The sequence below is a fragment of the Corallococcus silvisoli genome (assembly GCF_009909145.1).
GTDB lineage: Bacteria > Myxococcota > Myxococcia > Myxococcales > Myxococcaceae > Corallococcus > Corallococcus silvisoli.
The window spans coordinates 102,626-123,403 of sequence record NZ_JAAAPJ010000003.1 but is presented as its reverse complement, the minus strand read 5'-3'; the positions used below and the strand labels follow the sequence as shown (position 1 = coordinate 123,403).

13 protein-coding genes are annotated in these 20,778 nt (G+C 71.9%); 4 read left to right on the top strand and 9 right to left on the bottom strand.

Translation table 11 applies throughout. The annotated features are described in order from the left end of the window. Positions 1-17 precede the first annotated feature (17 nt). Entirely contained in the window at positions 18-3,845 is a 3,828-nt protein-coding gene (gene xdhB / locus GTY96_RS07075) for a xanthine dehydrogenase molybdopterin binding subunit (protein ID WP_161664254.1), read from the bottom strand. Further along, a complete protein-coding gene (xdhC, locus tag GTY96_RS07070; protein WP_161664253.1) occupies positions 3,842-4,660 on the bottom strand; it encodes a xanthine dehydrogenase accessory protein XdhC in 819 nt (272 codons plus the stop codon). The genes xdhB and xdhC overlap by 4 nt, the downstream gene beginning before the upstream one ends. A 230-nt stretch (positions 4,661-4,890) precedes the next feature. Between xdhC and GTY96_RS07065 the strand changes: the two genes are divergently transcribed. Together GTY96_RS07065 and GTY96_RS07060 are read left to right on the top strand one after the other, a co-directional pair. Then, complete coding sequence (locus GTY96_RS07065; protein ID WP_143899336.1) at positions 4,891-5,328, top strand: DUF2383 domain-containing protein; 438 nt, start codon at positions 4,891-4,893, stop codon at positions 5,326-5,328. Positions 5,329-5,497: 169 nt separating this feature from the next. Then, positions 5,498-6,331, top strand: coding sequence for a hypothetical protein (locus tag GTY96_RS07060; RefSeq protein ID WP_161664252.1), 834 nt, complete (start codon positions 5,498-5,500; stop codon positions 6,329-6,331). A 4-nt stretch (positions 6,332-6,335) separates the two neighbouring features. Here GTY96_RS07060 and GTY96_RS07055 read toward each other — a convergent pair whose 3' ends face one another. The 3 genes from GTY96_RS07055 to GTY96_RS07045 all read right to left on the bottom strand — a co-directional run bounded on the left by GTY96_RS07055 (position 6,336) and on the right by GTY96_RS07045 (position 10,035). Then, a complete protein-coding gene (locus GTY96_RS07055) occupies positions 6,336-7,430 on the bottom strand; it encodes a hypothetical protein (protein ID WP_161664251.1) in 1,095 nt (364 codons plus the stop codon). An 11-nt stretch (positions 7,431-7,441) separates the two neighbouring features. Further along, a complete protein-coding gene (locus GTY96_RS07050; RefSeq protein WP_143899333.1) occupies positions 7,442-7,999 on the bottom strand; it encodes a DUF2378 family protein in 558 nt (185 codons plus the stop codon). Positions 8,000-8,130: 131 nt separating this feature from the next. Beyond that, the gene (locus GTY96_RS07045; protein WP_161664250.1) at positions 8,131-10,035 is read right to left on the bottom strand and encodes a M4 family metallopeptidase; all 1,905 of its coding nucleotides are present in this window, start codon (positions 10,033-10,035) and stop codon (positions 8,131-8,133) included. Between the two features lie 255 nt (positions 10,036-10,290). Here GTY96_RS07045 and purL point away from each other — a divergent pair, with 255 nt between their 5' ends. Continuing rightward, complete coding sequence (gene purL, locus GTY96_RS07040; protein WP_161664249.1) at positions 10,291-14,187, top strand: phosphoribosylformylglycinamidine synthase; 3,897 nt, start codon at positions 10,291-10,293, stop codon at positions 14,185-14,187. A gap of 24 nt (positions 14,188-14,211) precedes the next feature. Here purL and GTY96_RS07035 read toward each other — a convergent pair whose 3' ends face one another. The 3 genes from GTY96_RS07035 to msrB form a co-directional block, all read right to left on the bottom strand. Further along, the gene (locus GTY96_RS07035) at positions 14,212-16,131 is read right to left on the bottom strand and encodes a glycosyl hydrolase family 18 protein (protein ID WP_161664248.1); all 1,920 of its coding nucleotides are present in this window, start codon (positions 16,129-16,131) and stop codon (positions 14,212-14,214) included. Between the two features lie 135 nt (positions 16,132-16,266). After that, a complete protein-coding gene (locus GTY96_RS07030) occupies positions 16,267-18,180 on the bottom strand; it encodes a glycoside hydrolase family 18 protein (RefSeq protein ID WP_161664247.1) in 1,914 nt (637 codons plus the stop codon). A 113-nt stretch (positions 18,181-18,293) separates the two neighbouring features. Further along, the gene (msrB, locus tag GTY96_RS07025) at positions 18,294-18,716 is read right to left on the bottom strand and encodes a peptide-methionine (R)-S-oxide reductase MsrB (RefSeq protein ID WP_143899328.1); all 423 of its coding nucleotides are present in this window, start codon (positions 18,714-18,716) and stop codon (positions 18,294-18,296) included. Between the two features lie 213 nt (positions 18,717-18,929). Between msrB and GTY96_RS07020 the strand changes: the two genes are divergently transcribed. Next, complete coding sequence (locus tag GTY96_RS07020; protein WP_143899327.1) at positions 18,930-19,349, top strand: CBS domain-containing protein; 420 nt, start codon at positions 18,930-18,932, stop codon at positions 19,347-19,349. 71 nt (positions 19,350-19,420) lie between these two features. On the opposite strand, the gene thrS is transcribed toward GTY96_RS07020, so the two are convergent. Continuing rightward, on the bottom strand, positions 19,421-20,623 hold the full coding sequence (gene thrS / locus GTY96_RS07015; RefSeq protein ID WP_161664246.1) for a threonine--tRNA ligase: 1,203 nt from the start codon (positions 20,621-20,623) through the stop codon (positions 19,421-19,423). Between the last annotated feature and the right edge of the window lie 155 nt (positions 20,624-20,778).

Sequence of the window (20,778 nt, the reverse complement as noted above, 5' to 3'; positions counted from 1 at the left end):
CGCACCCGCGCCCATCCTCACGCCACCTCACGCGCCACGTCCGGAACCGGACGTCCAGCCCCGCGCGCGCGCCGCTTCTGGATGGAGAGGAAGAGCGCCTCGTGCGTGGCGGGCGAGGGCAGCTCCACGTCGCCGCCCGGCTCGCCGAAGGCCGCCACCGCGTCGCGCAGGGCTTCGCGCACGGAGAGGGCCAGCATCAGCGGCGGTTCGCCCACGGCCTTGCTGCCGTGGATGACGCCGCGCTGCTCCGCCCGCTCCAGGAGCGCCACGCGCAGGTCGATGGGCGCGTCGCTGAACGCGGGCACCGCGTAGGTGCTGGCCGAGTGCGTGAGCAGCCGCCCGTTCGCGTCCCACTTCAGCTCCTCGCCGGTGAGCCACCCCATGCCCTGCACGAAGCCGCCCTCCACCTGACCCCGGTCCACGCCGGGGTTGAGCGAGTCGCCCACGTCCTCCAGCAGGTCCGAGCGCACCACGCGCTTCATGCCCGTGTCGCCGTCCACCTCCACCTCGCTCACCGCCGCGCCATACGTGAAGTAGAGGAACGGCCGGCCACGGCCCTTCACCCGGTCGTAGCCGATGCCCGGCGTGCTGTAGTACCCCGTGACGGACAGGCCCACGCGCTCGCGGTACGCCTGCTCCACCACGTCCGCGAAGGGCAGGCCCTGCTCCGGCCGCGACGCCGCCGCGATGCGCCCGTCCTGGAACACCAGCGCGTCCGGAGACACCGCCTGCCCGTGCAGCTGCACCAGCAGGCGCGCCGCCACCGGGGCCAGCCGCTCGCGCACCGTGGTGCACGCCTCGCGCACCGCCGCGCCGTTGAGGTCCGAGCCGCTGGAGGCCGCCGTCGCGGACGTGTTGGGCACCTTGTCGGTGGCCGTCTGCGCCACGCGCACCTGGTCCGCCGGCAGGCCCAGCTCGCGCATGGCCACGCCTTGAATCTTGGTGTGCAGCCCCTGGCCCATCTCCGTGCCGCCGTGCGACAGCAGCACGGAGCCGTCGCGGTACACGTGCACCAGCGCGCCCGCCTGGTTGAGGAACGTGGCGGTGAAGGAGATGCCGAACTTCATGGGCGTGATGGCGATGCCGCGCTTGATGCGGGGGCTCGCCGCGTTGAACGCATCCACCTGGGCGCGGCGCCGCGCGAAGTTGGACGACTCCAGCAGGTCGCTCCACAGCTTCGGCAGCCGGTTGTCCTCCAGCTCCTGGCCGTAGTGCGTGGTGTTGGTGTCGCCCGTGCCGTCGTAGAGGTTGCGCTGCCGCACCGCCTCCGGCGCCAGGCCCAGCACGCGCGCGATGCGCGCCAGGATGTCCTCCATCACCAGCATGCCCTGCGGCCCGCCGAAGCCCCGGAAGGCGGTGTTGGAGACCAGGTGCGTCTTCGCCACGCGGCCGGTGTAGCGCACCGCGGGCACGTAGTAGCCGTTGTCCAGGTGGAAGAGGGCGCGGTCGGTGATGGACTCGGACAGGTCCAGCGACCAGCCGGCGTTGGACGTCAGGTCCGCCCGGAGCGCGAGCAGCCGCCCCGTGGCGTCGAAGCCCACCTCCCAGTCCGCGTGGAACGGGTGGCGCTTGCCCGTGACGACCATGTCCACGTCCCGGTCCATCATCCACTTCACCGGCCGACCCGTGTGCACCGCCGCCAGCGCCATCAGCGCCGCCGGCGCGTTGCCCTGCGTCTCCTTGCCGCCGAAGCCGCCGCCCATGCGGGGCGCCTTCACCACCACGCGGCTGCGGGGCACGTGCAGCACGTGCGCGATGACCGCCTGCACCTCCGACGGATGCTGGGTGGAGGAGGTCACCGTGACGTCGCCGTCGTCGCCCACCTCCGCGAAGGCCGCGTGCGTCTCCAGGTAGAAGTGCTCCTGGCCGCCCATGGTGAACTCGCCGGCCAGCCGGTGCGGGCTGGACGCGAGCGCGCTGTCCACGTCCCCCCGGCGGATGACGTGCGGGTCGGTGTGGTAGCTGCCCTGCGCCCGGGCCGCGTCCAGCGTGAGCACCGCGGGCAGGGGCTCGTAGTCGACCGCCACCTGGCGGGCCCCCTCGCGGCAGGCCTCGGGCGTCTCGCCGACGACGAGCGCCACCACCTGCGCGTGGAAGAGGACCTCGTCCTTCGCGAGCAGCGGCTCGTCGTGGCGGATGGGCCCGGTGTCGTTCATCCCCGGGATGTCCTCCGCGAGCAGCACCTTCACCACGCCGGGCACCTTCAGCGCGGCGCTGGCGTCGCGGCGGAGGATGCGCGCGTGCGCGTGCGGCGACAGCACCGGCCACGCCGTCAGCATGGGGCGGCGCTGCGCGAGGTCGTCCACGTACTGCGCGCTGCCCGTCACGTGGCCCAGCGCGCTCTCGTGGCGCAGCTCGCGTCCCGCGTCCGCCGTGGCGCAGGGCGCGCCGGTGACGAAGCGGGGGCGCTCGTCCAGCACCGGGCTGCGTTCACCCGACGCGAACTTCTCCAGGAGCGACACCACCAGCCCGCGCCGGTAGTCCGCGCCGCCGCGCAGGTCGTTGAGGGGGGTGAACTCTCCCGCCAGGGTGGAGCGCACGCGCGCCACGGCCTCCGCGTTCCACGGGTGGCCCAAGAGCAGGCCCTCCGTCTGCCTCGCCCGCGCCGGGGTGGCCGCCACGCCGCCGTAGCCCAGCCGCGCGGTGCGCACGATGCCCCGCGCATCCGTTTCGATGCAGAACCCCGCCGCGACGATGCTGATGTCCAGCTCCCGGCGCTTGGACACCTTGAAGCTGTCCGCATGGCGGGTCAGCCCGCTGTCCTGCGCCGGGGCGTGCGGGATGACGATGAAGCGCACGACCTCGTCCGGCTGGAGCGCCGTCTTGCGGTAGGCGAGGAAGAACTCCGACAGCGGCAGGGTCCGCTCCCCGCGCACGGAGGCCAGCACCAGCCGCGCGTCCAGCGCCAGCAGCACCGGCGCCGTGTCCCCGATGGGCGACGCCGTCACCAGGTTGCCCGCCAGCGTGGCGCGGTGGCGGATCTGCCGCGAGGCGAAGACGTTGAGCATCTTCGCGAGCGCCGGGACCTCCGCTCCCAGCGTGTCCTCCACGTCCACCAGCGACGCGGCGCCGCCCACGTACCAGCCGTCCTCCTCGCGGCGGATGGCGCGCAGGTCCTCCACGCCCTCCGTGGAGAGCAGGAAGGGGTAGCGGCGGGACTTCTTGGTGATGTCCACGCCCAGCTCGGTGGCGCCGGCCACCAGCATCGCCTCCGGGTGCAGCGCGCGCAGCGACAGCAGGTCCTCCCACGAGGTGGGGCGCAGGAACAGCCCGTCCTTCGCCTCGTAGCGCAGGAGCGGAATGGGCGACGGGGGGCCTTCCAGCGAGACGCCGGGGAGGCCGGGGGCCTTCGCGTCACGGGTGGCGAGCGCGTCCATCATCGCGTCGCGGATGGGGCGGTAGCCCGTGCAGCGGCAGATGTTGCCGCAGAGCTGATCCGCCACGGCCTCCGGCGTCCCGGCGTCCTTCCGGCAATAGGCCTCCACCATGGAGACGACGAAGCCCGGCGTGCAGAAGCCGCACTGCGAACCGTAGTGCTTCACCATGGCCTGCTGCACCGGGTGGGGCGCGGCGCGGCTGCCCACGCCCTCCACGGTGATGAGCTCGCGCCCGGCCACCATGGGGAGCAGCGCGATGCAGCTGTTGAACGCGCGCAGGGTCTTTTGTCCCTTCGCGTCCCGGTCCACCAGGGCCACGGTGCAGGCGCCGCAGTCGCCCTCCGCGCAGCCCTGCTTGGTGCCCGTCAAGCCGCGCGAGCGCAGGTGGTCCAGCAGCGTGGTGTTGGGCGACGCGTCGTCGACCCGGACGGTCTGGCCATTGAGCCGGAACTCGAAGGGGGTGCTCATTCCCCGGAGGATAGCAGGGGCGCGGGCTCGGGCTGAGTCCCCACCCCCTGGCCCAGCCCGTGGTGGAGCTGGAGCAGCCCCGCCGCGATGCTCACCGCCACCTCCTGCGGCGCCTTGCCACCAATGGGCAGCCCCATGGGGCACTGGACCCGCCCCACCTGCCGGGCGGACATGCCCTTCGCCTCCAGCCGTTGCCGGAACCGCGCCCACTTCGTGTCGCTGCCAATCAGGCCGATGTAGCGCGCCGGCTTCTGGATGGCGAAGGCGATGATGTCCTGATCCACGTCGTGGCGGTGCGTCATCACCGCCACGTAGGTGCGCTGGTCGTCCCAGACCGCGCGCGACGTGAAGTCGTCCCAGGCCTCCTCGTGGCGGACCACGGAGGCGGGCACCTGCGGGGACTGGACCCACTCCGCGCGCTCGTCCACCAGGTGGACGCGGAAGGCCGTGCCCTCCAGGATGCGGCACAGGGCCTGGCCCACGTGGCCGGCGCCGAAGAGATAGAGCTGGGGCCCGTGGTTCACGGGCTCGACGAAGACGTCCACGACCCCTCCACAGCACTGGCCCAGCTTCGCGCCCAACGGATAGCGGATCGTCCGCGCCTCGCCCCGGTCCAGGCAGGCGCGGGCGTCCCGGAGCACCAATTGCTCCAGGTGGCCGCCGCCAATCGTCCCGTGGAACGAGCCGTCCGCGCGCACCAGCAGCTTCGCGCCGGGGGAGGCGGGCGTGCTGCCCTTGCACTCCGTCACCGTGACCACGGCGAACGGCGTGTCTCCCCGTGCCCACTCCGCCAGCTGGTGAACCCAGTTCCACATGACCGCCGCCCAGTCTGCCACGGCTGGCGCCGGGGCGCGGACGGACTGGCGAACGTTCCGGCCCCTCTGTCCAGGACCCCGACGCGGGCCATTCCCCGCCAGCGCTCCCCTGGCCCCCTGCCGCGTGGACGGGGGGGGCAGCCCTCGTTGCCGACCGGGCGCGGCACACCACCTTTGCGCCAGACGATTTCCGTCCACCGGAATCAATCATCAATCAAGGAGATGACGTCATGGCCAATACCGACATCGAGACGCTGAACTCCTTCCTGCGCGGCGAGCTGTCCGCCGTGGAGACCTATCGACAGGCGAGCAAGCACATCAAGAGCGACATCGCGCGGACCGAGGTGGACGCGTGCCTTCATGACCACGAAGCCCGCGTGGTCGAGCTGAAGGAACGCATCCAGAAGCTGGGCGGCAACCCGTCGGAGAGCTCCGGCGTCTGGGGCGCCTTCGCCAAGGTCGTGCAGGGCGGGGCCGACCTGCTGGGTGAGAAGGTCGCCATCGACGCGCTGGAGCAGGGCGAGGACCACGGTCTGGCCGACTACAACCGGGACATGGACAAGCTCCATGGCGAAGCGCGCACCTTCGCGCGCCAGCAGCTCCTGCCGAAGCAGAAGCAGACGCACGACCGGCTCAGCCGCCTGAAGCACAACCCGAATCTGCACTGAGCGTCACGGATGCGCAGTGCCGGACATCGCGAGGCGCTCACCCTGGGTTCCGGGGGTGGGCGCCTTGTGGTGCATTTCACGTCACCGCATCCAGGCCTGGAGGTGGACGGAGGCGTGCGATATTCGAAGGGGGGTTCTTTTTCCGCCCGCGAAGGAGGCTGGAGCGCGCATGGGGCGTGAGCACGCGGCGCCGGGGCCGAAGGGGCCCGGGGCCGGCACCGAGAGCGAGGACGCAGGGGCCTCCCCGCGAACGCCCGACGTGCACGCCGACGCCGGCCTGCCCCCCATCCCCTCCCCGACGTTCGCCGACACCAGCCACGCCGCGGGCGCGCTCGGCACCGGCCTGGAGGTCCTCTTCACCACCTCCGAGCGCGCCCTCCAGTGGGCGTGGCGCGTGCTCCAGCTGGCCCGGGGCGTGGTGGACGCGGGGCCCCGGGGCGACGCCTTCATCCGCGAGTCCCGCGCGTGCGTGGTGGACTTCCTGGACCACATCCCTCCGCACGTGCGCCGCGGCGTCGAGGAGGTGCTGGTCTTCTGCAACCTCTGGCAGGCCGTGGGCGCGCGGCTGCGCCGCCGGGGCAGCTTCGCGGCCGGCGACGACCACGCCTGGCGCCAGCTCAGCGAGGACGTGGAGCTGCTGCAGCGCGCCGCCCAGGCCCGGCTGGGCACCGCCGCCGCGCTGGAGCAGGGCCTGCTCAAGGACCTGGGCCGCCTGCGCGCGCTGGCCCTGTCCAGCGGCGCCACCGCCAACGAGGTGACGGTGGGCATGGAGGTCTTCACCCGCTGCATCGCGGAGCTGATGGCCGTCGCCAGCGCCGTGCGCCGCGCCTGGGAGGCCGCCGCGGGCGAGCTGGCCGAGTCCGCCGCGTGGCTGCGCGCGGGCGACCCGGCCTTCAGCGAGTGGCTGGCGGAGCACCTGGTCGACTCCGAGCCCGCGTGGGAGCGCACCCAGAAGATCGCCCGCTGGCTGCGCGACGTGGGCGCCTTCGCGGGCCAGCCCTGACGCGCTAGGGCTCCACCAGGATGCGGTGCCGGTGCAGCTCCAGGAGGATGTCCGGATCCAGGTCCGCCTGCTTGTGGTCGCGCAGGTGCTGGCGGACGGCCTCCACGGGCTTCTGCCCGGTGAACTCCACCAGCAGCGCGTAGGCCTCGCCCGGCAGCGCCACCGCCTCGTATTCGCTGTAGTAGCCCAGCGCCACGCTGCCGTCCGGCAGCCACTTCACCGTCGCCTCCGGGTTGAAGCGCAGCACGCGCGGCAGGGTGGGGGCGTTGGCCTGCGTGTGCAGCTTCTCCAGCACCTTCAGCTCGATGGTGCCATCCAGGCCCAGCAGCCGCTCCAACCCGTCGCGGGGGACCGCGCGCACCACGTCGAAGCAGGCCCGGTAGAAGTCCCGCTCCCTGCCCGCGTGCTCCTTCCAGAGCGCCGCGTACACCTTGGCCGGGGGCGCCGCGTCGTCCAGGTCCTCCACGGACAGCGGGGCGGTGGCCAGCTCCGGCTTGTCGCGCCCGTCCATGAGGAACTCCGGCATCAACTGGAGCAGCGCGTGGCGCGACAGCTGGTACTCCGCCAGCGTCAGGTACGTCTTGAGCGACATCCAGAAGCGCCGGCCGTCCTGGCCCGCCACGTACTTGCAGAAGAACGTGGAGCACACCGACTCGCGGTAGGCCCAGATGGTGCAGCCCCCGGACTCCAGCGCGTAGTACGGGCAGCGCAGCGACGAGGCCCGGCCGAAGAACTGGTGCGCGTTCTTGTAGAGGTGGTTGAACTTCGCCGGCGGCTTCACCCACTGCGGGGTCACGCCGATGCGGCTGTCGATCTTCTGCTCGATGCGCCGGCGCCCCTCCGCCATCTCCGGCGTGTCGTCCGACAGGAGCGCGCCAATCAGGTAGTTGGGCAGGCGCGGGTAGTACGTGCAGCACTTGGTGTCCGGCCGGAACAGGTGCTCCACGCCGTCCACCGACTCCACGGCGGCCTGCGCGGAGGCGCGGCTCATGGCGCAGTTGGAGCAGGTGGCCTTCGTCTCCGTGGGCGCTTCCTTCTGGAAGAAGGCCGGGAGCAGGTCTTGGTAGAGGGCGGGCAGCGTCGAGAGGATGGAGGCCATGGGGTGCGGTGTCAGGAGGCCCCGCCGTCCCACTCCAGGTGGTACGTGATGGCCTCGGGCGAGTGGCGGGTGCGGTGCAGGTTGAGGCTCCGCACGCCAATGCGCAACAGCCCTTCTTCCAGCACGCCGTCCACGAACCCCTCCATCAGGTCGGGCTCGTTGAACCAGATGTCGACCTGGGCGGGGCCCAGCACGGTGAGGCGCGTCTCCGTGAAGTTGTTGGCGCTGCGGAAGTTGTGCTGCATGCGCTCGAGCGAGCGCATGGGCCCCACCACGCGCGCCAGCGTGAGGACGGCGCCGCCCATCAGCGTCTGCGAATAGCCTTCCATCATCCGGCGGCCCAGCATCCGGCGCGCCTGGTCCAGCGGCCGGTCGGGGTGCAGCGTGCGGGCCGTGTCGTCCAGGCACTCCACCCACGTGGCCAGGGGATACGCGGCGAGCAGCGGCATCTGGAGGTTCAGCCCCCGGGCCCGCAGGCGCTCCACCAGCTCCGGCCTCAGCGAAGGCATCAGCACCTTGCGGTACAGGCTGTCCACGGTGTTGCTGAAGATGACGCGCTCGTCCCGCATGGTCCCTGGGTCCTTGGTGGGGCCCCAGCGGCCCCGGGCGCGCATTCTTCGCCCAGGGCCCGGGAGGAGGCTAGTCCCCGGACGGCTCCGCCCCCACCGCGAGTGCGTGCGGTGGAGGCGGAGCAGGTGCGTCAGTAGCTCACGGACAGGGTCACGCCGCTGTAGGCGGTGTAGCCGTTGAGGAGGATCCACTGCCGGCCGTCGGTGGCCTGCGCCGCCAGGGCGCAGGTCTCGTTGTTGCCGGTCTTGTACGGACGGCAGCCGTAGGCCGACAGCGTGGGCTGCAGGCCGAAGCGCGTGTAGAGGTCCACGTCCCCGGTGCCGCCGGAGATGGTCACGGTGGACGGCGTGTTCGCGGGCACGTCGAAGCAGTAGTACCGCTTCGAGCCAGCGGGCCCGAAGATCATGGAGACGGTGGCGTTGTTGGGCAGCGGCACGCAGCCGCCGGGCGTCGGGCCCGGCTCGCCCACGCCCACCGCGAGCCACGCCGCGTCCACCGCGTCCTGGATGGCGGTGCTGTAGCCCAGGATCTGCGCCGCCTGCCGCGTCGCTGCCTTCGCGGCGTAGAGGGGGGTGTTGGGGGTGAAGAGGTTCGCGTTGGCGTAGTAGAAGATGCGGGCCGCGTCCTCCACGCCGATGCCCGGCACGTTCACCGTCGTCTTGCCGCGCGGGTGCGTGCCCCCCTTGGAGAGCAGCGCGAACGCCAGGTTGGGCACGCCGGAGCCGTAGTGCACGTCCGTGCCAGAGATCAGGTCGAAGAGGTGGTCCACGGATTCGCCATCCTGGGCGGGGTCGTCCATGTAGCGCAGGGCGTCCCCGGTCGCGCCCGGCGTCCAGGCCAGCTCGCCGATCTGCCAGACGGCCGGCCCGGTGCTCCAGGTGCCCGTCGCCCAGCTGCTGCACGTGGCGGCGAAGATGTCCGACAGGGACTCGCTGAGCGCGCCGGACTCGCCGCTGTAGACGAGGCGAGACGTGACATCCGTGACGGCGTGCCCGAGCTCATGCACGACGATGTCCGGGTCCTCGCACGCCGGGCCCAGGTAGACCCCGTCGCCGTCACCGCACACCATCGTCGTGCCGTCCCAGTACGCGTTCGCGTACGAGTTGCCGTAGTGCACCTTCGCGGGCAGCTGGCCGCCGGTGCCGTTGTACGAGTCGCGGCTGAAGTTCTGCAGGAAGCAGTCGTGGAAGAGGCCCAGGTTGTCGTAGGTCTTGTCGAGGGTCGAGTCGCCCGTCTCCAACTGCCCCTCCAGCCGGCACCAGCCCTTGGTGGGGCCCCCCACCGAGCACACCTTGCGGTCGCGCGCGGCGTGGATGTCCGACGTGCGCAGCACCTGCGCGCCGTCCTGCGCGCCGATGAAGACGTGGTCGCGCAGCGCCATGCCATCCTCGCGCTGGCCAGACACCACGACCTCGAAGGCGCGGACCAGCGCCGCGTCCGGGGACGGGCGCACGAACACCTCCCGGGGGGCCTCCGCCGTGCTCCCCCGGGGCGACGCCGCCAGGGCCGCCTCCCGCGCGGCCTCCGCGGAGATGCGGGCCGGGTCCGGCACGGGCTCGCCGTCCCTCGCGGTGCCGTTCGCCGCGTACACCTGTCCCTGCGCGTCCAGGTGGAGGATGAGCTCCTCGTGCACCACCGGCAGGCCCGCCTTCACCTGCTGATAGCGCACGTGCGTGTGTCCCAGCTCGTCGCGCTGGATGCGCTGGGGCAGCACGTCCTTCGCCGTCAGCCGGAAGGCGGGCAGCACGCGCCGCAGCGTGGGCTCCAGGAGTGCGTTCGCCTGCCAGGCGCTGGCCCCGGGGATGGGACGGCCCGTCGAGCCCAGGGCGCCCTGGATGAGGAGGGGGACGCCGTCCCCGTGCACGCCCATCACCCGCGCCCCAGGCAGCGCGCCCAGCGCCGCCTCCAGGTCTCCCCTCCGGGCTTCCGTCGAGGAAGGCGATGAGGCGGGCGCCTCCGCCTCCGGACCTCCCGCGCCACAAGCGGACAACGTGAACGTCAGGCCAGCGAGGAACCAGCGGGTAATTCGTGTCATGGACCCTACCCCCGAGTGACGAACAGGTCTGTGAAGCCTCACAAGCAAAGCATGGAAATCTGACTGCAATTTCAATTCTTGAAAGGCATGGCCCTGGGGGCTGTAGGGTGACGGGGGAGGGCGCACGTCGGCGGTGGCGCTCCCACCTGGATGGGGAGCGGGCGTCCGGCGATGAACTCCGGCCGTTGTGACGCGGGGCGCGGTGATAAGGACGGCCCCGCTGTTACCTCCCGTCACCCGTTCGCAAGGACCTTCATGCTCACGCTGCGCGGGGCTCCGGCCCTCTCCGAATTCAGGCTCGCCAAGCTGCTCGTCCGTTGCCGGGAGCGCGTCCCCACGGTGGCCACGCTCTACTCGGAGTTCGTGCACTTCGCGGACGTGTCCGCGCCGTTGACGGACGCGGAAGGAGAGCGGCTGGGGCGGCTCCTGGAGTACGGCCCGCGCGTGGCGAAGCGCGAGCGCACGGGCACGCTGCTGCTGGTGGTGCCGCGCCCGGGCACGGTGTCGCCCTGGTCCTCCAAGGCGACGGACATCGCGCACCACTGCGGCCTCTCACAGGTGCGCCGCATGGAGCGCGGCGTCGCGTTCTTCCTCACCGGTCCGGGAGGCCGGCCGCTGGACGCGAACGAGGCGGAGGGCGTGCAGGCGGTGCTCCACGACCGGATGACGCAGGCGGTGTTGACCCGGATGGAGGACGCGGAGGTGCTCTTCCGCACGCACGCGCCCCGGCCGCTCACGCGCGTGGACGTGCTGGGCGGAGGCCGCGCGGCGCTGGTGACGGCCAACGGCGAGCTGGGGCTGGCGCTGGCGGAGGATGAAATCGACTACCTGGTCGCGCGCTTCACGGAGCTCAGGCGCAACCCCACCGACGTCGAGCTGATGATGTTCGCGCAGGCCAACAGCGAGCACTGCCGCCATAAGATCTTCAACGCCTCGTGGACGCTGGACGGCGCGCCGCGTGAGCGCTCGCTGTTCCAGGCCATCAAGAACACCCACGCCGTGAGCCCCGGGGGCGTGCTGTCCGCGTACAAGGACAACGCGGCCGTCATCGAGGGCTTCGAGGTGGAGCGCTTCTTCCCCCAGGGCGAGGCGCGCGAGTGGGGCACCGTCCGCGAGCCGGCCCACATCATGATGAAGGTGGAGACGCACAACCACCCCACCGCCATCTCCCCGTATCCGGGCGCGGCCACGGGCGCGGGCGGAGAGATTCGCGACGAGGGCGCCACCGGGCGCGGCGCGAAGCCCAAGGCGGGGCTCACGGGCTTCTCCGTCAGTCACCTGCGCCTGCCGGAGTATCCGCGGCCGTGGGAGGTGGCGTACGGCAAGCCGGACCGCATCGTGTCCGCGCTGGACATCATGGTGGAGGGCCCGCTGGGCGGCGCGGCGTTCAACAACGAGTTCGGCCGGCCCAACCTGTGCGGCTACTTCCGCAGCTTCGAGCAGCAGGTGCCCACGCCGGAGGGCGTGGAGGTGCGCGGCTACCACAAGCCCATCATGCTGGCGGGCGGCCTGGGCAACATCCGCCCGGGGCACGTGAAGAAGGCCCAGCTTCGCGCGGGCGACAAGCTCATCGTGCTGGGCGGCCCGGCGATGCTCATCGGCCTGGGCGGCGGCGCGGCGTCGTCCATGGCGCAGGGCGCGAGCGCGGCGGACCTCGACTTCGCCTCCGTGCAGCGTGACAACGCGGAGATGGAGCGCCGCTGCCAGGAGGTCATCGACCAGTGCTGGATGCAGGGTGACGCGAACCCCGTGCGCTCCATCCACGACGTGGGCGCGGGCGGCCTGTCCAACGCGTTGCCGGAGCTGGCGCACGACAACGACCTGGGCGGGCGGCTGGAGCTGCGCGAGGTGCCCAACGACGAGCCGGGCATGTCTCCGGTGGAGATCTGGTGCAACGAGGCGCAGGAGCGCTACGTGCTGGGCGTGGCGCCGGAGGACCTGGCGCGCTTCGCCGCCCTCTGCGAGCGCGAGCGCGCCCCCTTCGCGGTGCTGGGGGACGCCACCGCGGAGCAGGTGCTCACGCTCACCGACGCGCGCCTGGGCGACACGCCCATCGCGCTGCCCATGGACGTCCTCTTCGGCAAGGCGCCGCGCATGCACCGCGAGGGCGTGTCGCGTCCGCTGAAGCACGCGCCCCTCAGCATCCCGGCGGACCTGAAGGCCGTGGCGCACGCGGTGCTGTCGCACCCGACGGTGGCGGACAAGTCGTTCCTCATCACCATCGGTGACCGCACCGTGGGCGGCCACACCGCGAGGGATCAGATGGTGGGCCCCTGGCAGGTGCCGGTGGCCGACTGCGCGGTGACGCTGTCGTCGCTCTGGTCCACCACGGGCGAGGCCATGGCGGTGGGCGAGCGCACCCCGGTGGCGCTGGTGGACGCGGCGGCCTCCGCGCGGATGGCGGTGGGCGAGGCGCTGACGAACGTGGCGGCGGCGCGCATCGAGAAGCTGTCGGACGTGAAGCTGTCCGCGAACTGGATGGCGGCGGCGGGCAGCCCCGGCGAGGACGCCAACCTCTACGCCGCGGTGCACGCGGTGGGCATGGAGCTGTGCCCCGCGCTGGGCATCGCCATCCCCGTGGGCAAGGACTCCATGTCCATGCGCACGCAGTGGCAGGAGGGCGGCGCGAAGAAGGCCGTGACGTCCCCCCTGTCGCTCATCATCACCGCGTTCGCGCCGGTGCTGGACGCGCGGGGAGCGCTGACGCCCCAGCCGGTGGACGTGGCGGGCGACACGCGCCTGCTGCTGGTGGACGTGGCCGCGGGCCGTCAGCGCCTGGGCGCGTCCGTGCTGGCGCAGGTGCACCAGCAGGTGGGCCCCGAGTGCCCGGACGTGGACGACCCGGCCCTGCTGAAGGGCTTCTTCGCGGGCGTGCAGGAGCTCCAGGCGGCGGGCGTGCTGCTCGCCTACCACGACCGCTCCGACGGCGGGCTCTGGGCCACGCTCGCGGAGATGGCCTTCGCGGGCCACTGCGGCCTGGACGTGGACGTGTCCGCGCTGGGCGGCGACGCGGTGGCGGCCCTCTTCAACGAGGAGCTGGGCGCGGTGGTGCAGGTGCGCGCGGCCGACGTGGCGCGCGTGCGCGACGTCTTCTCCCGTCACGGGCTGGGGGCGCACGTCCACGCGCTGGGCCGGCCCACGCCCGCGCAGGTGGTGCGCGTGCGCCACGGGGGCCAGGAGCTGCTCGCGGAGGACACGGTGGCGCTCAAGCGCACCTGGTCGCGCGTGAGCTACGAGATCCAGAAGCTGCGCGACAACCCCACCTGCGCGGAGGAGGAGTACGCCGCGAAGTGCGACGCGAGCGACCCCGGCCTGTCGCCGGTGCTCACCTTCGACCCGACGGTGGACGTGGCGGCGCCGTACATCGCCCGGGGGGCGCGGCCCCGCGTGGCGGTGCTGCGCGAGCAGGGCGTCAACAGCCAGCAGGAGATGGCGGCGGCGTTCACCCGCGCGGGCTTCACCGCGGTGGACGTGCACATGAGCGACCTGCTCGCGGGCCGCGTGTCCCTGACGGACTTCCACGGCCTGTTGGCGTGCGGCGGCTTCAGCTATGGCGACGTGCTGGGCGCGGGCGGCGGCTGGGCGAAGTCCATCCTCTTCAACCCGCGCACGCGCGACGCCTTCTCCGCGTTCTTCGCGCGGCCGGACAGCTTCGGCCTGGGCGTGTGCAACGGCTGCCAGATGTTCGCGCAGCTGGGCGAGCTCATCCCCGGCGCGGACGCGTGGCCGCGCTTCGTGCGCAACGCGTCCGAGCAGTTCGAGGCCCGCCTGGGCACGGTGGAGGTGGCGCCGTCGCCGTCGCTCTTCTACCGGGGCATGGAGGGCAGCCGGCTGCTCATCGCCGTGTCGCACGGCGAGGGTCGGGCGGAGTTCCCGGATGCCGCCACCGCCGCGCGCGTCAACGCCTCCGGGCTGGTGACGACGCGCTGGGTGGACAACCGGGGGCAGGTGGCCGCGAAGTACCCGGCCAATCCCAACGGCTCGCCGCACGGCATCGCGGGGCTCACCACGACGGACGGCCGCTTCACCCTCACCATGCCGCACCCGGAGCGCGTGCACCGCACCGTGCAGCACTCCTGGCACCCGGCGGGGTGGGGCGAGGACGGCCCCTGGATGCGCATGTTCCGCAACGCCCGCGTCACCCTGGGGTGACGCGAGCGCGGGGCGGCCTCCTGGCTACTGGAGGAAGGCCGCCTTCACCGCGTCCAGCAGCGGGTTGGCGCCGGTGGTGGGGTTGGTGCAGCCCTGGTTCACGGTCCAGATGATGGTGCCGCCATAGCCCTGGGCCTTGGCGAAGGCGCCCTTGGCGGCGATGGCCCGGGGCCCGTCGTAGGAGATCCACGTCACCGTCCCATCCTCCGGCAGGTTCGGAGGGGCGAAGGTGAGGTAGTCGGCCTGCGCGGTGTCATCCCAGTGGTAGGTGCCCTTGGGGGCATAGCCGGTGATCTTCTTGTACGTGAAGGAGTTGTCCCCGCCGACGTAGTCGGACCAGTCGGTGAAGGGCTGGTACGGGCCGGTGATGTGGCGCCACGCGAGGCCGTAGAACGGGATGCCCATGCCCAGCTTCGCCTTGGGGATGCCCGCCTGCACCCACAGCGCCAGGCTGGAGGCCACCGACGTGGGGTGCACGCCGGTCTCGCCCTTGAGCGCGGAGGTGAACCAGGACTGCCACCCGTCCCACGGACCAATCATCTCGTAGGACATGACGTTCACCTGGTCGAGGTAGGGCGCGAGCTGCGCGTACCAGGGGTCCGCGTCCTCCGGGAAGTTGATGTTGATCCAATGGATGGGGAAGGTGAGCAGCATGTTCGGCCGCGCCTGACGCAGGGCCTTCACCAGGGCGAGCAGGTTCGGCCGGTCCGCCACGTCCACGGGTTCCCAGTCCAGGTCGAGCCCGTCGTAGCCGAAGTCGTCCATCGCCTTGAGCAGGTTGGTGACGAACTTCGTCCGGTTCGCGTTGGAGGCGGCGCCCACCCAGCCGTCGTGTTCACCGGAGCCGCCCACCATGATGATCGCCTTGCGGCCCGCGGCGTGCGCGCGCTGTGAGAGCGTGCGGGCGATCTGCGGACCCTGGTCGTTGTCGAACTGGGTGCTGAGCGTGCCATCCGCCTTCGGGACGGCGCGGCCCACGAGGATGTGGGTGATCGCGCTGAAGTCCACCTTCTCCGGCGGATAGTCGTCCGCGTTCCAGCCCGTGTAGTAGCCCGACACCCACTTGCCCGTCGCGGTGGGCGGGGTGACGACGATGGTGGCGATGGCCTGCTTGCTCGGGTCCGCCTGGCTCTGGGCGACCACCCGGTACGTGCCCGCGGTCGCGGGCGCCGTATAGACGCCCTGGGCGGTGACGGTGCCGCCGTTCTGGGCGGGATCCACGGACCAGGTGACCGCGGTGTTGGGGCTGCCCGTCACCGTGGCGGTGAAGGCCTGCGTGGCGCCGGGAGCCAGCGTGGCGCTGGTGGGGCTCACGGTGACCTGCACCGGCGCCGCGGCCTGCTCCACGCCGATGTCGTCGAAGTAGAGCGGCGCCAGCGTCTTGCCGCTGTCCTCCTGGATCCAGATGCCGGTGAAGCTCGTCCGGCCCGCGGGGATCAGCTGGCTCATGGGAACGCGGCAGCTGACCCACTTCCCGGCCTGGACGGCGCCCCCGTCACAGGTGGGCCCCAGGGGGACGCCCACCGGCTGTGACGCGCCGATGATGGCTCGCACGCGGAGCGCCACGTTGTTGCTGTTCGTCCCCCCGTGCACCTTCAGCACCAGCGTGTCCCCGGTCGCGACCGGCACCACCGTCGGATGGGCGAAGTACAGGCCCTCCCAGGGCCCCATCGTCACGGAGATGGAGTATTGGCCCGTCGCCACGGGATTGGTGTTGCTCAGGGAGTGGACCTTCGCCCAGGTGGCGTCCACCCATGGCGACGCCAGCTGGTCCTGGTAGATCCACGCCGTCGAGGCCGCCTGGGCGCTCTGCTCGGTTTGCTGTTCGGCTTGCGGGGCGGCCTCCATCCCGCCCATGTCCCCGGGGCAGGCCGCCAGCGTGAGGCCCATGAGCAGCGCGGTGGCCATCACCCCGATCAACCACGTTGTCGAATGTCTTCGCATGGCACTCCTCCCCGGGAAGGTGAGCTGGACTGGCTCACGCGCCGCGCCGTGATGGCGGGCTCCTTCAGCTTCGGGATGGAGGCTGGGCCGGGCACCCCGACCTGGAGGAGGCCAGGGGAGGTCCTGGCGGACGTGCTACGGGAGGAAGGCCTTCTTCACCGCGTCCAGTAGTGGATTGTCGCCGGTGGCGGGGTCGGTGCAGCCCTGGTTCAAGGTCCAGAGGATGGTGCCCCCATAGCCCTCCTGCTTCACGAAGGCGCCCTTCGCGGCGATGGCCTGCGGGCTGTCGTAGGAGATCCACGTCACCGTGCCGTCCTCCACCTGCTTGTCCGGCGCGAAGGTCACGTAGCTGGCCTGGGCCTTCGCGTCCCACCGGTAGGTGCCCTGCTTCGAATAGCGGAGGATCTTCTTGTAGGTGAAGGAGTTGTCCCCGCCGACGTAGTCGGACCAGTCGGTGAAGGGCTGGTACGGGCCGGTGATGTGGCGCCACGCGAGGCCATAGAACGGGATGCCCATGCCCAGCTTCGCCTTGGGGATGCCGGCCTTGACCCACAGCTCCAGGCTGGAGGCGATGGACGTGGGGTGCAGCCCCTGCTCCCCGCGCAGCGCGGAGGTGTGCCAGGACTTCCACCCGTCCCACGCGCCAATCATCTCGTAGGACATCAGGTTCATCTGATCGAAATAGGGCGCGAGCCGCGCGAACCAGGGGTCGGCGTCGTCGGGGAAGTTGGTGTTGATCCAATGGATGGGGAAGGTGAGCAGCATGTTCGGCCGCGCCTGGCGCAGGGCCTTCACCAGGGCGAGCAGGTTCGGCCGGTCCTCCTGCTTCACCGGCTCCCAGTCCAGGTCGAGCCCGTCGTAGCCGAAGTCATCCACCGCCTTGAGCAGGCGGGTGACGAACTTCGCGCGGTTCGCGTCGGAGGCGGCGCCCACCCAGCCGTCGTGTTCGCCGGAGCCGCCCACCATGATGATCGCCTTGCGGCCCGCGGCGTGCGCGCGTCTGGCCAGGGTCCGAGCGATCTCCGGTCCCCGGTCGTTGTCGAACTGGGTGCTGAGCGTGCCATCCGCCTTCGGGATGACGCGGCCCACGAGGATGTGCGTGAGCGCGCTGAAGTCCACCTTCTCCGGCGGATAGTCATCCGCGTTCCAGCCCGTGTAGTAGCCCGACACCCACTTGCTGGAGCCGCCGGGCGAGGGCGGAGGGCTGGCCGGTGTGGACGCGTCCACCACCACGCGGGCCTCGGCCAGCTGGCTGGGATCCGCCTGGCTCCGGGCCATCACCCGGTACGTGCCCGGCTTCCGGGGCGCCGTGTAGACGCCGTCCGCGGTGAGGACGCCCCGCTCGTTGCCCGGCTCCACGGTCCAGGACACCGCCGTGTTGTCGCTGCCCATCACCGTGGCGGTGAAGGCCTGCGTGGCACCCGGCGCCAGGAGGATGCCCCGCGGCTCCACCGCGATGCCGACGCCCTTGGCCTCCGGCGCGGCCCCGCGCTCCACGCCGATGTCATCGAAGGAGAGCGGCGGCAGCGTCTTGCCGCGGTCCTCCTGGAGCCAGAGGCCGGTGATGCGCGTCCGCCCCTCGGGGAGCAGCTGGCTCATGGGCACGCGGCAGGTGATCCACTTCCGTGCCGCGATGGCGCCCCCGTCACAGGTGGGGCCCAGGGGCACGCCCACCGGCTGCTCCGTGCCAATGACGACGCGCACGCGCACCGCCGCGCCCTGGCCGTCCTTGCCTCCATTCACCTTGAGGACCAGCGTGTCTCCCGGTGCCACGTCGAAGCCCGGGTGGCCGAAGTACAGCGCCTCCCACGGGCCCAGCGTCACGGAGATGGCACGCGCGCCCGAGCCCCCAGCGACAGTGGCGCCCAGCGAGTGCGCGCCGGCCCAGGTCAGGTCCTCCCACGGCGGGGCCAGCCGGTCCTGGAAGAGCCACTCCGTCGCGCGGCCCGGAGGCGGCGCGGGCTTCGGAGGGGGGGCACCCCAGGCCACACCGTGGAAGAAGAGCGCGGTGACGAGCGCCGCCAGGAGTCCGGTCGAGGTTCGGCGCATGTCGCTCCAGCAGGGGCGGCGGGGCAGGGACTGGCGGGGGCCCGGAAGCAAGGGGAACCCCACGTCCGGGGCGGGTGCCTGAACGTGGGGAGCGGCGCGGCGGCCTGGGGTGCCTACGCCTGGACCAGCTCGATGGGGCTGCCTTCCGGGACGTGCTTCATGGCCACGGAGTTCATGCAGTAGCGCAGCCCGGTGGGCGGCGGGCCATCCGGGAAGACGTGGCCCAGGTGGCCGTCGCAGCGGGCGCAGCGGACCTCGGTGCGCACCATGCCGTGGGACACGTCGCGGATCTCCGTGACGGAGTCGGGCGACAGCGTCTGGGTGAAGGACGGCCAGCCGGTGCCGGACTCGAACTTCGTCCCCGATTTGAAGAGCGGGTTGTTGCACCCCGCGCACACGTAGGTGCCGGGCGTCTTGGTGCCGAGGAAGCAGCCCGTCCCCGGGTACTCGGTGCCGTGCCGTCGCAGCACGTCGAACTCCTCGGGGGTGAGGCGCTTGCGCCACTCGTCGTTGGAAAGGTTGAGCTTGTCCGCCATGGGTCCTCCTCCACGTTTCGGGCCTGGGCCCGGAGCACCGCGTTGGATGCTCCGCCGCGTCCTGCGTCGCACCGTATACCAGGGAGGCAGGCGGGGGGCTGGCACTCCGGCGTGACCCCGCACGTCCCAGCGGGCCTTGCCGCGCGTGGCGAACAGAGCGGTGCGCCATTTGTACTTCTCCGGAGCACCCCGCCCGTCACGAGGAGTTTCCCCATGCGGATTTCGGAGCTGATGCACAAGGACGTGGAGACCATCGACGCGGGGGAGTGCCTGCGCGCCGCCGCCGAGCGGTTGGACACCTGTACGCTCGGCGCGCTCCCCGTCACGGAGCACGGTGAGCTGGTGGGCCTGCTCACCGACCAGGACCTCTCCATGCGCTCCACCATCCACGGACAGGACCCCTACGTCGCCACCGTGCGCGACGCGATGACGGCCGCGCCCGTCACCTGCTCGGCGGACGACACGCTGGATGACGGCGAGCGCCTGATGGAGGAGCACCGCGTGAACCGGCTGGTGGTCGTGGACGCGGAGCACCGCGCGGTGGGCATCCTCCGCCGGGACGACGTCGCCTCCGTGCCCGACACGCTCCTGCGCCCCGGCGAGCCGCTGGAACACCTGAGCCTCTACTCCTGACCCTTCGACGGGCCCGGCGCCCCCCCTTCGGGTGAAGGGAGGACGCCGGGCCCTGGTTCACGTCGACGCGCTCAGCCCGCCACGGCCGGCTGACACGCCGCGGACAGCCACGCCACGGCCTCGTCCAGCGGCAGGTCGCGCTGGGCGCCGTCGCGCTGGCGCAGGCGGACGCCCTGGGCTTCCACCTCCCGGCCTCCCACCACCGCGAGGAAGGGGACGCCGTCCTCGTGCGAGCCCAGGACCTTCTTCGACAGCGACTCGTCCCGCACGTCCGCCCGGGCGCGGCAGCCCGCGCGCCGCAGCCGCGCGGCCAGCGCTTCCGCGTACGCGGCGGCCCCCTCGCCCACGGAGGCCACCACCACCTGCTCGGGCGCGAGCCATGCGGGCAGCGCGCCCCCGTGGTGCTCCAGCAGGACCCCGATGAAGCGCTCCAGGCTGCCGAACAGCGCGCGGTGAAGCATCACCGGGCGCAGGCGTTCTCCGGACGGCCCGGCGTAGTGCAGGTCGAAGCGCTCCGGGAGCACCAGATCCAGCTGGATCGTCCCGCACTGCCACGCGCGGCCCAGCCTGTCTTGCAGCACGAACTCCAGCTTGGGCCCGTAGAAGGCGCCCTGGCCGGGCTGCTCCACGCAGCTCAAGCCCGCCTGCCGCGCGGCGGACTGGAGCCACGCCTCCGCCTGGTCCCAGACCGTGTCATTTCCCGCGCGCGCCTCCGGGCGGCTGGAGAAGGCCACCTGCACGTCGTCGAAGCCGAAGCCCGCGTAGAACGCCTTGAGCGAGCGCACGAAGCGGACCACCTCGGCCTCCACCTGCTCCGCCGCGCAGAAGATGTGGCCGTCGTCCTGCGTGAACTGGCGCAGGCGGAACAGGCCGTGCAGCGCGCCGCTGCGCTCGCTGCGGTGCACCAGCCCGAACTCCCCCAGGCGCAGGGGCAGGTCGCGGTGGCTGGGCGCCATGCGCTGCACGAGCTGGATGTGGCCCGGGCAGCTCACCGGCTTGAGCGCCAGGTGCCGGTCGCCTTCCTCCAGGCAGAACATGTTCTCGCGGAAGTTCTCCCAGTGGCCGCTGCGCTCCCAGAGCGGCTGGGCGCAGAGCTGGGGCGTGCGGACTTCGCGGTAGCCCTCGTCGCGCATGCGCTGGCGGACGTGCTCCTCCAGCAGCCGGTACAGCATCAGTCCGCGCGGGTGCCAGAACACCATGCCCGGGGCTTCCTCCTGCAGGTGGAAGAGGTCCAGGCGCTGGCCCAGCGCGCGGTGGTCGTGTTCGTCGAGCATTGTCGTCTCCGTGTGTCGGTCGGGTTGAAGCAGCCGGGGCCGGACACGGGGCGTGTGAGGTTGCACGGTCGCCCCGGCCGGACTTCGGCGGGGCGGGAAACCGTGCGCTCGTCAGACCCCCGACACGCGCACCGCACCCACTCCCGCCGAAGCGG

What these genes read in the sequence shown, in the direction of transcription:
- GTY96_RS07050 (WP_143899333.1), bottom strand. Translation starts at nt 7,999, where the DNA reads ATGCGGGACGAGCGCGTCATCTTCAGCAACACCGTGGACAGCCTGTAC.
- GTY96_RS07060 (WP_161664252.1), top strand. Translation starts at nt 5,498, where the DNA reads ATGGGGCGTGAGCACGCGGCGCCGGGGCCGAAGGGGCCCGGGGCCGGC.
- GTY96_RS07020 (WP_143899327.1), top strand. Translation starts at nt 18,930, where the DNA reads ATGCGGATTTCGGAGCTGATGCACAAGGACGTGGAGACCATCGACGCG.
- msrB (WP_143899328.1), bottom strand. Translation starts at nt 18,716, where the DNA reads ATGGCGGACAAGCTCAACCTTTCCAACGACGAGTGGCGCAAGCGCCTC.
- GTY96_RS07035 (WP_161664248.1), bottom strand. Translation starts at nt 16,131, where the DNA reads ATGCGAAGACATTCGACAACGTGGTTGATCGGGGTGATGGCCACCGCG.
- xdhB (WP_161664254.1), bottom strand. Translation starts at nt 3,845, where the DNA reads ATGAGCACCCCCTTCGAGTTCCGGCTCAATGGCCAGACCGTCCGGGTC.
- GTY96_RS07045 (WP_161664250.1), bottom strand. Translation starts at nt 10,035, where the DNA reads ATGACACGAATTACCCGCTGGTTCCTCGCTGGCCTGACGTTCACGTTG.
- xdhC (WP_161664253.1), bottom strand. Translation starts at nt 4,660, where the DNA reads ATGTGGAACTGGGTTCACCAGCTGGCGGAGTGGGCACGGGGAGACACG.
- thrS (WP_161664246.1), bottom strand. Translation starts at nt 20,623, where the DNA reads ATGCTCGACGAACACGACCACCGCGCGCTGGGCCAGCGCCTGGACCTC.
- purL (WP_161664249.1), top strand. Translation starts at nt 10,291, where the DNA reads ATGCTCACGCTGCGCGGGGCTCCGGCCCTCTCCGAATTCAGGCTCGCC.
- GTY96_RS07065 (WP_143899336.1), top strand. Translation starts at nt 4,891, where the DNA reads ATGGCCAATACCGACATCGAGACGCTGAACTCCTTCCTGCGCGGCGAG.
- GTY96_RS07055 (WP_161664251.1), bottom strand. Translation starts at nt 7,430, where the DNA reads ATGGCCTCCATCCTCTCGACGCTGCCCGCCCTCTACCAAGACCTGCTC.
- GTY96_RS07030 (WP_161664247.1), bottom strand. Translation starts at nt 18,180, where the DNA reads ATGCGCCGAACCTCGACCGGACTCCTGGCGGCGCTCGTCACCGCGCTC.